The following is a 15740-nucleotide window of genomic DNA, read 5'->3' as shown; positions in this document are numbered from 1 at the left end:
GTTGAATGAATAAGGAGTCTTCGCCGACTTTTTTGTTTCTGTTATCCAGACGCCGCCGGAAATGTTATCAGCGTTTCCGGCTTTATTATGCATAACAGGTGAGGATACATAAACTACAGGAGCTTATGCAGTGGAATTTGTGTTTCTTAGTTTAATAGTGAATCAGTAACGTGGTTTTTTATTTCAATACAATAATATTTTTCCCCTCTATCTTAAATTTCACCCCATTTTCTTCCAGTATTCCCAACACTTCCGTTAAGGGCAAAGAGCGTTGCATACCGCCGCCAAAGCTCTTTTCAGGAACAGGTCCTTCATAAGTCACTTTAACGTCGTACCACTTCTCTATTTGCCGCATTACGGCAGGCATATCTGCGTCGGTAAACTGGAAGAACCCGTTTTTCCAGGCGATGATTTCATCGGTATCTATATTTTCAGTAACGTGTAATACTTCATCTTTGCCTACCCTCGCCTGCATGCGCGGGTGGAGTACGGTGCTGTTGCTGCCGGCAGTTACGCTTACGGCGCCATCTACCAGCGTGGTGCGGACAGCCGGTTCCTCCGTATAGGCATTTACGTTAAATCGTGTACCCAGTACCGTTATAGCGGTATTGCCGGCTGCCACCCGGAAAGGCATATTGGCATTGGCGGTTACCTCGAAATAGGCTTCCCCTTTCACGGTTACTTTTCTTTCCTTACCGGTAAATGCGGCAGGATAAGTAATCGCAGAAGCGGCGTTCAACCAAACCTGTGTGCCATCCGGTAAGGTAAGGTGGTATTGACCGCCCCGCGGGGTGGTCATGGTATTATACATGGCCTCGCCGTTGCCGTTGCCCACATAAGCCAGTTCGCCGTTGGCCTGTTTGATGATCTTTACGGCGCCCTGCCGGCCAAGTAATCCGTTGCCGGCGCTGTCCAGCGCAATCACGCTGCCATCGGCCAGGGTGAGCATGGCGCGGTTGCTGCCCGGCATCACTTCATTTTTATATCGTTGTTGTTTGCTTTCTGCTACCGGCGATGGCGACCGCTGATGCTGCCATGCCCATACGCCTATGCCACCCAGTAGAAGGATACTGGCAGCTGCCCACCATATTTTATAATACCGGGTACGCGCCTGCATCACGGGTACCTCCGGCGCACGGCCAAACATGGCTGACACAATGCGGTCCGACATTTCATCCGGCATCATGATCAGCGGCACATGTGATGCCCAGGCTTCTCCCAATACGGCTTCCAGCACGGTATCATCCGTTTGCCGGTCGATCCATGCCGCCAGCTCCAGCTTTTCTGCCGGTGTACAGGTATTATCAAAATAGCGTGTTGCCAGGTAGCTGATCCTTGCTGAAGTCATGCGGTGTTTTTACATTAATGCGGAATCTGTCGTATTATAGACACCCGGGCGGAAGGATATAACTAGTGTCCCTGAAAATATTTTTTCAGCAGAAGCCATCGATGATCATCAGGAGGCAGGAAGCGCCGGTAATGGAATGCAGGTGCGGGCCCAGCTGCTGGCGGATGGTGCGCAGGGCGGCAATCATATGATTATTAACGGTAGACGGGGAAATATTAAGCTGACGGGCAATTTCTTCATGTTTCAGTCCCTGTTCCCGGCTCAGGGTATACACCAGTTTTTGTTTTGGGGGAAGATGATCCAGCGCGTATTGTAACTTTTCCCTCACCTCGCGGACACTCAGGTTATCCGCGGCATCGGCGGGGGCGGCATCCTTGATCGTCCTGGTGAGTTCAGCCAGGATCAGTGTTTCTTTCGCCATCCGGCGGAACGCATTCAGTACCTGGTGTTGGGCCATCCGGTAAACATACCCGCCAAACTGTTCAATGTTCACCAGGTTTTCACGGTCCTTCCACAATTTCAGGAATACGTCCTGTATTACGTCTTCCGTCATTTCGGGAGATTCCGTTAAGCGCAGCAGGAAGCTGTACAACTTATGCCTGTACAGGAAAAAGAGTTGGGTAAACGCCTCCTCATGGCCTTCGGCAGCCCTTTGCAACAATTTCTTTTCAATGTTTACGTGCTCCATGGAACCGGATAAAGTGGAATAGTTTTACATAACGTCGTTGTATTAAAAGTAAAGAAAATGATGGAACGGGGAGAAAAAAATAAAAAAGGGCTGTCGTTTCCGGCAGCCCTCTCCTGTAAATTCGTTTTTGTTACTGTAATTCTCTTACCCAGATATTCCGGAAGCTGAGCGGCTCACTCTTATCGCCATGTGCCTGCAGCTTGATTGGGCTGGCGCCATGCGCCTGGCGGTAAGATGCCTGACCAATGTATTGGGTAGGGCCTTTCAGCTCATAGCCATTCTGTACCACTACGCCGTTAAAAGTTACGGTTACTTTTGCGGGAGATACCAACGCGCCATCTGCACCAAATACGGGCGCTGTCCAGATTACATCATACGTATTCCACTCCCCTGGCTTCAGGGTAGGGTTAGCCAGTGGCACGGACTGCTTGTAAATGCTGCCGGCCTGGCCATTGGTATACGTTTTATTGTTATAGGAGTCCAGCACCTGCAATTCATAACCGGCATCCCCTTTACCAATGGAGGCGAGGAAAACGCCGCTGTTGCCCCTGCCCTGACCAGTACCGGTGATATTGGCGGGAACGCGCCACTCGATATGTAACTGGTAGTTCTTAAAGGACTTCTTTGTTTCAATATTTCCTGACTTTTTGTTCACCGTCAGAATGCCTTTGTTCACCAGCCATTCTGCAGGTTTCTCCCGGTCGTCGGTCATTACCCACTGATCCAGGTTGCTGCCATCGAACAGGATGATCGCATCCGAAGGCGCTTCACCACATTTTTTTCCGGGTTTTACCTCCGGCGGCACCGGGGTATATACTTCTGTATCTTCAGGTTTTGCTTTCTCCTGGGCATTGGCGGCGCCAATTCCTCCGGCCAGCAGCATGGTAACTAAGATTCTCTTTTTCATAATCAATATTTAACTGGAACTAATTTATGGGTCAAAAAATGTAACCGGCGGCACAATAATATATAAAATAGTATCGGTAAGCAAGCATTTTTATGTCAGCGGCAGCCCGTTTGGTAACATACAGTTAACACTAAAAAACATTCTTTGCGGATTGATTACACTTAATTAATACGTGCTGTCATTACAAATGAAACGTTTTCTTCAGTTTATCGTAGTATGCTTATCTGTCTTCCCGGTAACCGCCACCGCTGCACAGGACACCCTGCAAATGCAGCTGGCAGCCGCAGGAAAGCTGAGCCAGGAATCACCGGATGCCGCCTTTCTTGCCCTGCGCAAAATGCACGATGCAGCTATCAGTAACAAAGATGAAGCCACTGCCGGCAAATGCCTCCGCCAGATGGGAAAAATCTGCTTTACCCTGGGGCACTACGCCAAATCGCTGGAATACTACCAGCAGGCGGCCACTCTTTTTACCGTCACCGGCCATAAAGCCGCCGAAGCGGCTGTACTCAATGATATGGGCCAGCTCTATTATCGCAATATTAATAAGCCAGGCGCCAAAAAGCAGTACGATAAAGCCCTTCAGCTGTACCGGCAGGTAAATGATCCCGCCGGCATTGCCGCCACCTATGGCCACATTGGTCACTACTACGAAAAACAGCAACAATACGACAGCGCCCGGTATTTCCAGGAACTGGCGCTGACACAATACCAGCGCGCACGCGACACGTTCGGCATGGCCGGCATCTACGAAAACCTGGGCACCATTTATGAAGACCTCGAAAAATACGATACCGCCCTCTCCTCCTTCCGCATGGCCCTGCAACTCTTTGAGGCAAGCCATGAACGGATAGCCGGCATAGAAGTATTAAATAATATAGGTGATGTGCTCCGGAAAACCGGCGATGTAAAAAACAGCCTGCCTTATTCCAGAGCAGCACTCGCCCTGGCACAGCAAACCAATAACAAGTACCAGGAAGCCGCGGCCTGTAAAGACATTGCCAAAGCGTTTAATCTCCTCGGACGGAACGACAGCGCCTTTTATTATATGGAGTACAGCCGCAAATGCTTGCTCGACATCTACTCTGCCCAAAACAACCAGCAGATGAATTTCCTCCAGATCCTGTACGATACCAATAAAAAGAACGACGAAATCCTCCAGCTGGAAAACAGCCATAAAATAAACCGCATCATTTATACGGCGGTAGTCATTGTAGTGGCATTACTCATCCTCCTTTGCCTGCTTACCATTTCCCGCCAGAAGCTGAAGATCAGCCAGGCCCAGACCGTATCTGAACGGAATGCCGAAATAAACCGCGTGCAGAAAGACCAGCTGGAACTGAAAAGCAGGCAGCTAGCCACCCATACGCTGGACGTGATCCAACGGAACCAGTTCCTAGATGAACTGCGGAATACCCTCTCAGAGATGGTACAGGAAGATAAACGCGACCAGAAAAAACAACTGCAGCAACTGGTGCTGAAAATTAACCAGACCGTCAATCACGAGAAACAATGGAAAGAATTCACCGGCATCTTTGAACAGGTACACCAGGTGTTTTTTGATAAACTCAATGCGTTGCACAGCGATCTTACCAACAACGATATCAAATTACTGGCGCTCCATAAAATGAATATGGACTCAAAAGATATGGCTACCATTCTTGGTATTTCATCCGACAGTTTACGGGTGGCAAGATACCGTCTCCGGAAAAAATTAAACATTCCGGAAGGCGATACGCTCAACACTTTTGTGCAAAGCCTGTGAAGCATAACCTTCCGGTAACGTTGCGGTAACATAATGGTAATGGCGACTCCTGTTACAAATAAACACCTAACTACCAACAACTTACATCTTGTTTGTATACGCTGATCACGCTTTGTTTACGGTGTTGTTAACGCTGTTTACGTTTTGCTTACGCTGCTTTCTTGCATTTTTTTTTGGAGCAGCCCACATTTGCGATGCCATTCGCCACTAACACGAACGGCATCAAATTCACCAAAAAGATGAAGACACTTTTAACAACGCTTTTATGTCTGCTGCTGAGCGTCACATTTGCCAGCGCCGGCAGTCTGAAAGGACATGTGTACGATCAGAAAACGGGCGAACCGCTGGTAGGCGTCACCGTTGTAATGGACCAAACCAAACTGGTAGCCCTCACGGGGCTTGATGGTTCCTTTGAATTTAAAAAGATCACCGCAGGAAAATTCACCCTGCACATTTCCCATCTTACCTACAAAACATTAACAAAAGAAGTTACCGTACAGGAAAGTGACAACCCCGCGCTCAACATCTACCTCAGTGAACGCAGCAGCAAAAACCTGAGTGAAGTAGTAATTGCCGGCGGCACCAAAGCCTCCTCTGAAAACACCGCCCGCAAACTGGAACAGAAATCCGTCCAGGTGATGAACGTAGTATCCGGTCAGGCAATAGAAGTATCGCCCGACCTCACTGTGGCCAACGTGATCCAGCGCGTTTCGGGTATCTCCATAGAACGCAGCAGCAACGGCGACGGGCAATACGCCATTCTCCGTGGTATGGACAAAAGATATAACTACACACTTATCAACGGGGTGAAAATACCAAGCCCGGATAATAAATACCGCTACGTGCCGCTGGACATCTTCCCGTCGGAATTGCTGGACCGCCTCGAGGTATATAAATCCTTAACCCCCAACATGGAGGCTGACGCCGTAGGCGGCGTAGTGAACATGGTAATGAAAGACGCCCCCGGGAAACTGTCGCTCAACGCCAACGTAGCCACCGGCTACAGCCAGATGGTGCTGGATAAAGGCTTTACTTCCTTTGACGCCGGCAACATACAATCCAAATCACCTTACGAAGCGCACGGTAAAAGCTACAATGCCACTCCCGCAGATTTTGCCACCGGCACACTTGATTATAAAAACAAAAGCTTCGCCCCCAACCTGGTAGCAGGATTATCTGTTGGCCAGCGTTTCCTGCACAATAAACTGGGTGTGATCCTCGCCGGCAGTTTCCAGAACACCTATCGCGGTACTACCAGCACATTCTATAAGAATGATATGGATACGGGGCATTACTCTGTGCTTACCAGTATGCAAAACAGGCAGTACAGCGAACAACAGCAGCGCAGTGGTATTCACGGGAAGATCGACTATGTGTTCAATGAAAATAATAAGCTGTCGCTTTACAACGCCTATATGAACCTGCAAAGTTTCCAGACAAGGGAAGGTATTACCACCAACTTCTCTGATGGCGTATTTGATCCTGCAGCCGGCAATGCACAGCTGACGTTTGAAAACCGCTCCAGGAAAACCACCCAGCAGATCTACAATTCCACCTTGCATGGCGATCACCATATCATTCCGGGTAAATTAAAGTTGCAGTGGTCTGCCGTGTTTTCTTCTGCCAAAAATGAAGTGCCGGACAATACTACCATCGCATTAAACGGGGTAAGGAACAACTTCCAGGACACACGCACCACTATTGAAAACAACGGTACCTCCCGTCGCTGGGAACGTAATACAGACAATGATCTCGCGGGCTACCTCGATCTTACGTACACTGCCAGGATAGCCGGGACCAAAGTAGATTTCTCCGCAGGTGGCCTGTACCGCGACAAACAACGCAGCAGCTTCTTTAACAACTATACCTTCCGACCTGCGAATATCAATGCAGTATATGGCAAAGATTTTACCAGCTATACAGACATTGTATGGGAGATCCAGAATCCCGGAGGCGCAGTAGGCAACCCGCTTACTTACGACGCATCCGAAAAAACGACGTCAGTATATGGTATGTTTAAATTCGAAGTAGCTGAACTGGAAATAACCTTTGGTGCACGCATAGAGCATACCGACCAGGGTTATCATATGTTTTTTCCACAGGGAGAAGACCGCCCCACGGGCAACCAGGTATATACCGATGTATTGCCAAGCCTGAACCTGAAATACGAGTTATCTAAACACCAGAACTTACGCGGTTCCTACTTCCGCTCACTGAACCGTCCCGGTTTCTTTGAAATTGTTCCTTCCAAAATTATACTGGAAGACTACCAGGAACGCGGTAACCCGGACCTGAAGCGCGCTATCGCGGACAACTTCGACCTGCGTTATGAACTGTTCCCGAAACGCTCCGACCAATTGCTGGTAAGTGTATTCTACAAAAGGATCCAGGACCCGATTGAAAATACCATCCGCGCAGATGCCACCCGCCCGCAGGATCAGTATTATTCTGCCGGCAACTTTGGTACCGCCCGTAACTACGGCCTGGAAATAGATTATATCAAATTTTTCAGTAAGATAGGATTCAAAGCGAACTACACTTATACACATTCTTCTATCACCACTTCTAAAAGCGTGAGGATCCGGGATGACAAAGGCGATGTTGAGACCATCGCTGTGGATCAGACCCGCCCTTTATACGGACAGTCGGAACACATCGGTAACCTTTCCGTGCTGTACAAAGACATTCAGTATGGATGGGATGCACAGCTGGCCGGCGCTTACACCGGTCCGCGTATCAACACTGTTTCCCAGTACATCGATAATGATCTGTGGCAGAAAGGATTTATACAAATGGATCTTTCTGTAGAAAAAAGGTTCAGAAACAACTTCAGCATCTTCGTTAAAGCAGGTAACCTGCTGAACACTCCAACAGAAATATTTATCAAAGGAACAGATCCTGCCAATACCAATATGCCCGGACAGGGAAAGGCCAATGAAACCCTGATCAGGAAAGAATATTATAAACAAACCTACCTGCTCGGCGTACGTTACAAGTTATAAACTCATTCTAAAATATTCATCTCATGAAATATAAAAATATTCTCTTTTACGCTGCATTGATACTGACTATTGTCGCCGGCTGTAAAAAAGCAAACAGCGATGTAGACCTCAGCGAAGGCATCATTGGCTCCGGCACTGTTCACGGCGATGTATGGGGCATCTGGCCCAAAGGCAGTATTCAACGTGTTTCCGGCGATATCACCGTTCCTGAAGGCAAAACGCTGGTGATTGAAGAAGGCGTGCTGGTAATTATGGATACGCTTGTGAAACCCGAAGTAATTGTAAAAGGAAACCTGTATTCCATGGGAACACCTGAACAACCAGTGCGGTTTACCATTGAAGAAAACTACCGCACCGACAGCCGCAAGTTTGGTAAACAATGGGGCGGTATCCTCGCGGCGAAATCCTGTGCAGAGCTATTGTTAGACAATACTATCCTTGAATACGGCGGTGCTGTCACCACCGAATCATCTACCTCTGTAAAACTGGGTTTGTATAAAGCTGTGAGCGGCGAAGCGCTGCCCGCGCTATGGTACAGTAATGTGAATGGCAAGCTGGTTGTTAATAACTGTATCTTCCGCAATTTTAATGAAGACTGCACCTACATTGAAGGCGGTAAGATCATCTTCTCCAATAATAAATTCTATACTACCGGTATTACCGGCGGAGAGGGTATTAACATCAAATCCGGCTGCATCGCGGATGTAAGTTATAATCTCTTCTACTCTACCAATACCAACGCCCTTAAGTTATCCAATTCCGGTGAGCGCACGCCACAGGCGCACGTGATTGCCTATAACAACACCATGCTCAAACACCGGCTGGAGAAGGCCTACTGTAAAAGGCGGCTCCGTTTGGGTAGAGGCCACAGTATTCGTGGAACTGCACAATAACCTGTTTGCCAACACACGTTTTGGTATTAAGAGAGATACTAAAAAAGTAGAGGACAGTCGCTCGGTGATCAGCAACAATCTTTATTACGGATTTAATCAAACTACGGTAGATCAGTTCCAGCCCGCGAAAGATATTGTTAGCGGCGCCAACGACGTTATTGGTACCAAAGCCGGTGAGAATGACCCGAAATTTGTAAATTACCCGCTAAGCACACCAATGGATAGCCCAAACTTTAACACCAGCTGGGACTTTCATTTACAGGCCGGTTCGCCCGCGCTGGGCAAGGGTACCACTGCTTTTACCCGTAACTTCCCGAATGGTCTGGAGCTGAATGGGAATAACTACGCTTCTCCCGCTCCTTCCTCTTTTATTGGTGCATTTAGCACTAAAAACTAAAACAGCGATCTCACAGTAATGACTACACGCAATATATTATTTTCCGCAGCAGTTCTACCCGGACTGCTGTGTTTTCTTGCCTGCGCAAGACCGGCGAGCCGGGCTAACGGGCAGGTATATACGGATACTGCCATTATTCAGCCGGCGATAATCACCGAACCTGTAAAGTTTGATTCAGATGATCCGGCGATCTGGGTAAACCCGCAAAATCCCGCGCAGAGCCTGGTGATAGGCACTGATAAATCGGCCCAGGGCGCCCTGTATGTGTTTGACCTCGAAGGGAAGATCAAACAGATAGTACCCAACCTGCAACGCCCCAATAATGTGGACATCGCATATGGGTTGCTCCTCAACGGAAAACGTATAGACTATGCCGTTACCACGGAACGCATCACGCATAAACTCCGCTTCTATTCATTACCAGACATGCAGCCCATCGATGATGGCGGCATCCCGGCATTTGAAGGCGAAACCGGCACACAGTTCCGTGATCTTATGGGGGTGGCTGTTTACACTAATAAAAAGAACGAACACTATGTTATAGCAGGCCGTAAAACCGGCCCGCAGGATGGGACCTATTTATGGCAATACCGTATCTCTGATAACGGTGCAGGAAAAATAAAAGCCACGCTGGTACGTAAGTTTGGCCACTACAGTGGCAAAAAGGAAATAGAAGCTATTGCGGTAGATAACCAAGCCGGTTATGTTTATTATTCGGATGAACAGTACGGCGTACGGCAATATTACGCTGATCCCGAAAAAGGTAATGAAGAATTAACAGTTTTCGGTACCACCGGTTTTACAGAAGATCATGAAGGCATCTCCATTTATAAAACGTCTTCCACCAAAGGATATATCCTGGTATCTGACCAGGGTGCCAACAAATTTCATATCTTCAACAGAGCAGGAACAACACATATGTTGCTGAAAACAGTGAAAGTAAGCGCCAGCCACAGCGATGGCTCTGATATGGTAAATGTGCCACTGAACAATACTTTCAAACATGGATTATTTGTAGTGATGAGCGACGACCGGACCTTCCATTATTATCGCTGGGAAGATATCGCCGGTAAAGAGCTGGAATCAGCGCCAACAAAAAAATAGTGTCCCATATATGAAATCTATCTTTCTCGCTTCCCTGTGCCTGTTGGCCGGTTTAGGCCCGGTGCAGGCACAGGATGCTGCTGTTAAAAAAGACCCCATCGCTGCAAAGCTGATCCGTGGTCCTTACCTGCAGGCAGCAGGTACACAGCAGATGCTGATCCGCTGGCGCACCGATGCATCTGCCCGCAGCCGTGTGAAATACGGCACCGCTCCGGATAAGCTGGATCAGCAGGCAGACGATGCCAACCTGGTAACAGAACATAAAGTATTGCTTACCCACCTGCAGCCCAACACCCGCTACTATTATTCCATTGGCGGCTATAAGGAGGTATTGCAGGGCAACACAGACAATTACTTTATGACCCTGCCCGAAGCCGGTAAAACAGACCTGTACCGCATTGCAGCATTGGGCGATTGCGGCGACGGCTCTCCCAACCAGCAACTGGTAAAGGAACAACTGGTAAAATACATCGGCAGCAATTACCTGAATGCATGGATATTATTAGGCGATAATGCTTATCCCAACGGCACCGATGCGGAATATCAAAGCAAGTTTTTTAATGTTTATAAAGATGACCTGCTGAAGAAATATCCCCTGTTCCCGGCGCCCGGCAATCATGACTACCATGATACCGATATCTCTGCCGCTGCCGCGCAGCAGTCGCACCAAACAAACTACTACCAGAACTTCTCCATGCCATCTGAAGGAGAATCCGGCGGATCACCTTCCCACTCGGCTTCGTTCTATTCCTTTGATATCGGGAACATTCACTTCCTGTCGCTGGACAGCTACGGCAAAGAAGACAGCGCCTACCGCCTGTACGACACCACCGGTCCGCAGGTTACCTGGATAAAGAAAGACCTCGCCGGAAATAAAAATAAAGGCTGGGTTATTGCCTACTGGCACCATCCGCCGTATACTATGGGCTCCCATAATTCCGATGAAGAAGATGAACTGGTACACATCCGGGAAAACTTTATCCGGATACTGGAGCGCAACGGGGTAGACCTGGTGCTGAACGGGCATAGTCATGATTACGAAAGATCCAGGATGATCAAGGGGCACTACGGCCCGGCTAACAGCTTTGATCCTGCCAAACATAACGTGAGCAACTCTTCCGGCCGGTACGATGGCGGCAGCAATTCCGCACCATACATCAAGGACAGCATCCATACCACCGGTACTGTATACGTAGTGAGCGGCTCCGCCGGTAAGCTGGGCGGCAAACAAACCGTTTACCCGCATAATGCCATGTATTTTGCAGATGCAGAACACGGCGGCTCCAGCATTCTTGAAATACAGGACAACCGCCTCGACCTGAAATGGATCTGCGCAGATGGCACCATCCGCGACCAGTTTTCCATGATGAAAAATGTAAACCGGAATACCAATATCCGTATCAAAAAAGGCGAAGCAGCAACATTAACCGCGTCGTTCATTGGTACTTATAAATGGAATAACCGTAAAGACACTACGCGGAGTATTACCGTAACTCCCACGGCTTCCACCACAAAATATACCGTAGTGGATGCATACAATAATGTAAAAGATACTTTCACCGTATATGTATCGAAATAAGGTCATCTGGCTGTTATTCAGCCTGCTGGTAGCTTATAGCTTTACACCATCCACGGATGACCGCGGTGTTACCCATACCATTGCCATTTTCAGGGAGGGCGCCAACGGATTTTCGGCGGCTTCCCTGGAACTGGAACAGGCCATACAGGCAATTGATAAAGATGATCCGGCCAGCCTTATGGCTGCCAAAGAAGCGCTGAAAAAATGCCGCTTACAATACAAAAGGATCGAGTTTTTTCTTGATTACTTTTTCTTCTCTTCTTCCATGGTGTATAACCGCCCGGCCAAAACGGAAATAGATGAACCGTACATGGAATACCAGGCGCCATCAGGGTTACAGCAGATAGCAGTACTGTTGTTTGAGAACGATCCTTTCTCCCGGAAAAAAGAACTGGTAACAGAAGCGCTGGTAATCCGCACTGCCGCCACCGATCTTACATCGCTGCTCTACCAGTTTACTACCAGCGACAAAGCCATTATGGAAAGCATACGGCTCGAACTGGTACGCCTATACGCAGGAGGCATCACCGGTTACGATGCACCGGAATTAAAAACAGGCATTGCAGAAACCGCGCAATCGATGCGAACTATCCAGGCAGTGATGGAACCCTGGCTCAGCAGCTCTTCTCCCGAAACAAAATCCGTAGCCCATTACCTCACCCTTTGTATACAATACCTGGAAACGCATCCGGGTTTCGATGACTTTAACCGGCTGGAATTCCTCACCACCTGCGGTTTGCCCCTGCAGGAGAGCACCGGCGCACTGATACGCGCTTTACAGCTGGACCAGCACACCCGCAGCGCGCTGAACTATAACGCTCCAAACCTTTTCAGTAAAAACGCCATAGACCTCAAAGCTTTTACTAACGGCGCAGTATATACGGAAAATGAAAAGGCACTGGGAAAACGACTATTCTTCGAAAAGGCACTCTCCGGGAACAACACCCGCCATTGTGGTACCTGTCACCGCCCGGAATTATACTTCAGCGACGGACTTCGCACCAGCAGGACGCTGGATGATAAAGCCGTGGTAAGAAGAAATGCGCCGGGCCTCACCTATACCGCATTCCAATATGCGCAGTTCTGGGATGGAAGAGCGGGTACCTTATCAAAACAAATACTCACCGTGATCAGCAACCCGCAGGAAATGAACGGCCATCCTGCCGTGATCGTCAGCCGGTTAAAAGACAGCGTGCATTACCGCGAAGCCTTTGCGGCCGCCTTCCCGGAAGACAGTACCGCTGTTACCATGCCCCACCTGGCCACCGCCATTGCTGCTTACCTCAGCACCCTCGCTCCTATGAACAGCGCAATGGATGAATATTTTGCCGGCAACAAAAACGCCATGACACCCGCGCAGATCCGGGGTTTCAACTTATTCACCGGGAAAGCGCAATGCGCTACCTGTCACTTTGCCCCGCTGTTCAACGGTCTAACGCCGCCCTTATACCAGTTCACGGAATTTGAAAACCTCGGCATGCCTGCCAACGATGATCTCCAGCATCCGCGACGCGATACGGATGCCGGCAGGTTTGAATTTTTCCCGATTGCTTATTATCAGCGCGCCTTCAAAACGCCCACCGTACGCAACAGCGCTATGACCGCTCCCTACATGCATAATGGCGCATTCCGGGATCTTGAAAAAGTAATGGAATTTTATAATGCCGGCGGCGGCAATGGAGTGGGAATGACTGATCCTTATCAAACGCTTTCTTCCACGCCGCTGAATCTCCGGGAAGCGGAGATTAAGGACCTGATAGCGTTTATTCATGCGTTGACGGATAAGATGGAAACCCGAAGATAATATAGACAAAAAAGGCGAATAACATTCCCTTGCAAACAACTAATTATCAACACTTTATAAACGGCATTCAAAATTGGCACAGTAATTTAGCATTATCCATATGACAAATATTGAATCTGAAATTGCTTTGCAGGATAGAAAATTTACTGCTACTATTGAAAAAATAAGAAAAAGAAATTTTAGCAATAACCTGCCGTTCCTGATGCTCTCTGATAAACTACCGGAGGGACAAGGTTTTTATGAATATGCAGATGGTCATATTGAAATTCAAGAAGTTTATACTATTGGTGCTGAAATAGAAACGCGGCTTGTGCGTCGTTTATCAGATCTGGAATCTAATACCATCAGGCAACAGTACCGGAGAGAAAATGGATTACTCTAAGCCAACACTACTAGTCATTTCCGGGCCAAACGGAGCAGGTAAGTCCACACACATTGAATCGATGTTACCTTCACTATTTGAAGGCGTTTTACCTTTCGACAGGGACTTAACGCGGACAAATATTGAAAACAACTGGAGAAAGATGGAATGTCACCAGACCAGATCAAAAACCGCTCCGCACAAATGATGGAAGATTTTTTGATTTCTAAAATGGACGAAGCCATTCTTGCAAATCACCACTTTGTTTTGGAAACGCCCTTATCCCATCCTGATTACTGGAAGTACATAGACCGTTTTGAAAACAAAGGCTATCAAATTCAACTTAACTACCTATGTCTCGATAAAATAAAAGATTGTGAGCAAAGAGTGAAAGAAGGTGGACATGCTGTAGATGCAAGGACCATTAAGGGCGTTTATGAGAAAAATCTGGAACACATCAACAACTATAGCAATACATTTAAGGTTATTTGCCGGTATGACGGAATGATTAAACCTACTTTACTTGTTAAACTGGAAGATAACGAAGTAGTAATGGCTAAAGAATCTTCATTGAAAAAGACCTGGTTAAAGAAAGGACTACCTTCAATTGCTAAGATGGTGGCAGATTATCTGCATGCCCAGCTTAAAACTGTGAAAAAAAATTAATATCCTGTCCCCTCATTCTTTGATTTATACAACTCTTCCTGTTATTTTCACAATTTCCGGATCAGCCGTTACCCCTACCTTTGATCCAGCAAATCATAAAAAAATGGAAAAAACACAAATATCTCCCGCCGCCACCTTTCTTTTAGGAGGCGAATTCAATATTAACCGTGTGGGTTACGGCGCTATGCAATTAACCGGCAACGGCGTATTTGGCGATGCAGCCGACCGTCCCAATGCCATTAAGGTATTACAACAAGCGGTGGCTTCCGGTGTGAACTTTATTGACACTGCGGCGGCTTATGGTCCAGGGACCAATGAACGCCTCATTGCGGATGCGCTGCATCCCTATCAAAAAGGCCTTATTATCGCTACCAAAGGTGGCTTTCAGCGCCCCGGCCCCAACCAGTGGGTACCTGATGGCCGCCCGGAATGGATTGCCAAAGACATCGACAACAGCCTCAAAAATCTGAAGACGGACATAATAGATCTCTGGCAGTTGCACCGCATTGATCCTAACATCCCGGTAGAAGAAACCCTGGCGCCGGTAGTAGCAGCAGTAAAAGCCGGTAAAATTAAACATGTGGGGCTGTCTGAAGTAACTATTGAACAGATCGAGCAAGCAGAAAAGGTAGTGCCTGTTGCGTCTGTACAAAACCTGTACAACCTCGGTAACCGCCAATGGGAATCCGTACTGGATTATACCACTGAAAGAGGCATTGCGTTTATTCCCTGGTACCCACTGGCTTCCGGTCCGCATACCCTGGAAGAAAAGATCAGCAAAATTGCTGCCCGCCACCATGCCACCACGGCGCAGATTGCACTGGCCTGGCTGCTGAAACGCGCCAGCAACATCCTGCTGATACCTGGCACCAAAAGCATTGCCCACCTGGAAGAAAACCTTAAGGCAGGATCGATCACGCTCTCTGACGAGGACTTCGATGCGCTGAGTAAATAAAACGCGGAGGTTGTCTTGAGCACTGATTACGCTGATTTTACTGATTACCCGGATTTTTACTTTTTTGATTTTCTGGATTTTATTAAAATATTCAGGGAGATACGAGCGAATATATCCGCTTATATCTCCCTGATCCTTTAAAATCAAAAAAGTAAAATCAGTAAAATCAGCGTAATCCTGAGAAAGACAAAATTCGCCGCGATCTTCGCTTACTTCTCCCCGAATCTTTTTAAAATCCAACCTGATCCAATCCTTAAAATCAGCATAATCA

The 15740-nt window shown here is 47.8% G+C and carries 14 protein-coding genes; 11 read left to right on the top strand and 3 right to left on the bottom strand.

All coding sequences use genetic code 11. The annotated features are described in order from the left end of the window. Positions 1 to 178 precede the first annotated feature (178 nt). The 3 genes from QFZ48_RS18735 to QFZ48_RS18725 form a co-directional block, all read right to left on the bottom strand. Entirely contained in the window at positions 179 to 1348 is a 1170-nt protein-coding gene (locus QFZ48_RS18735; protein ID WP_429050558.1) for a FecR family protein, read from the bottom strand. A gap of 85 nt (positions 1349 to 1433) precedes the next feature. Then, on the bottom strand, positions 1434 to 2036 hold the full coding sequence (locus QFZ48_RS18730; RefSeq protein ID WP_429063216.1) for an RNA polymerase sigma factor: 603 nt from the start codon (positions 2034 to 2036) through the stop codon (positions 1434 to 1436). Between the two features lie 130 nt (positions 2037 to 2166). Then, a complete protein-coding gene (locus QFZ48_RS18725; RefSeq protein ID WP_370908123.1) occupies positions 2167 to 2943 on the bottom strand; it encodes a 3-keto-disaccharide hydrolase in 777 nt (258 codons plus the stop codon). 187 nt (positions 2944 to 3130) lie between these two features. On the opposite strand from QFZ48_RS18725, the gene QFZ48_RS18720 reads away from it, so the two are divergent. The 11 genes from QFZ48_RS18720 to QFZ48_RS18670 all read left to right on the top strand — a co-directional run bounded on the left by QFZ48_RS18720 (position 3131) and on the right by QFZ48_RS18670 (position 15469). Next, positions 3131 to 4708, top strand: a complete 1578-nt coding sequence (locus QFZ48_RS18720) for a tetratricopeptide repeat protein (protein ID WP_429063215.1) — start codon at positions 3131 to 3133, stop codon at positions 4706 to 4708. 239 nt (positions 4709 to 4947) lie between these two features. Beyond that, positions 4948 to 7710, top strand: a complete 2763-nt coding sequence (locus QFZ48_RS18715; protein ID WP_429063214.1) for a TonB-dependent receptor domain-containing protein — start codon at positions 4948 to 4950, stop codon at positions 7708 to 7710. Between the two features lie 23 nt (positions 7711 to 7733). Continuing rightward, a complete protein-coding gene (locus QFZ48_RS18710; protein WP_429063213.1) occupies positions 7734 to 8603 on the top strand; it encodes a hypothetical protein in 870 nt (289 codons plus the stop codon). Further along, the gene (locus QFZ48_RS18705) at positions 8587 to 9000 is read left to right on the top strand and encodes a hypothetical protein (RefSeq protein WP_429063212.1); all 414 of its coding nucleotides are present in this window, start codon (positions 8587 to 8589) and stop codon (positions 8998 to 9000) included. Before QFZ48_RS18710 ends, QFZ48_RS18705 begins: the two co-directional genes overlap by 17 nt. Before the next feature lie 18 nt (positions 9001 to 9018). Next, the gene (locus QFZ48_RS18700; protein WP_429050563.1) at positions 9019 to 10104 is read left to right on the top strand and encodes a phytase; all 1086 of its coding nucleotides are present in this window, start codon (positions 9019 to 9021) and stop codon (positions 10102 to 10104) included. A gap of 10 nt (positions 10105 to 10114) precedes the next feature. Next, positions 10115 to 11683, top strand: coding sequence for a purple acid phosphatase family protein (locus QFZ48_RS18695; protein WP_429063211.1), 1569 nt, complete (start codon positions 10115 to 10117; stop codon positions 11681 to 11683). Then, positions 11670 to 13487 carry a cytochrome-c peroxidase gene (locus QFZ48_RS18690; protein ID WP_429063210.1) on the top strand — a complete coding sequence of 606 codons (1818 nt, stop codon included), beginning with the start codon at positions 11670 to 11672 and terminating at the stop codon, positions 13485 to 13487. The genes QFZ48_RS18695 and QFZ48_RS18690 overlap by 14 nt, the downstream gene beginning before the upstream one ends. A 100-nt stretch (positions 13488 to 13587) precedes the next feature. Then, positions 13588 to 13869, top strand: a complete 282-nt coding sequence (locus QFZ48_RS18685) for a hypothetical protein (protein WP_429050566.1) — start codon at positions 13588 to 13590, stop codon at positions 13867 to 13869. Further along, complete coding sequence (locus QFZ48_RS18680; protein WP_429063209.1) at positions 13856 to 14056, top strand: hypothetical protein; 201 nt, start codon at positions 13856 to 13858, stop codon at positions 14054 to 14056. The genes QFZ48_RS18685 and QFZ48_RS18680 overlap by 14 nt, the downstream gene beginning before the upstream one ends. Next, positions 14017 to 14514, top strand: coding sequence for a zeta toxin family protein (locus QFZ48_RS18675; RefSeq protein WP_429063208.1), 498 nt, complete (start codon positions 14017 to 14019; stop codon positions 14512 to 14514). Before QFZ48_RS18680 ends, QFZ48_RS18675 begins: the two co-directional genes overlap by 40 nt. Before the next feature lie 103 nt (positions 14515 to 14617). Continuing rightward, positions 14618 to 15469 carry an aldo/keto reductase gene (locus tag QFZ48_RS18670; RefSeq protein ID WP_429063207.1) on the top strand — a complete coding sequence of 284 codons (852 nt, stop codon included), beginning with the start codon at positions 14618 to 14620 and terminating at the stop codon, positions 15467 to 15469. The last annotated feature ends 271 nt before the right edge of the window (positions 15470 to 15740 follow it).

It is taken from the genome of Chitinophaga sp. W2I13, assembly GCF_050434005.1.
In the GTDB taxonomy this organism is placed as follows: Bacteria; Bacteroidota; Bacteroidia; order Chitinophagales; family Chitinophagaceae; genus Chitinophaga.
This window is presented reverse-complemented; position numbering and strand designations above follow the sequence as displayed.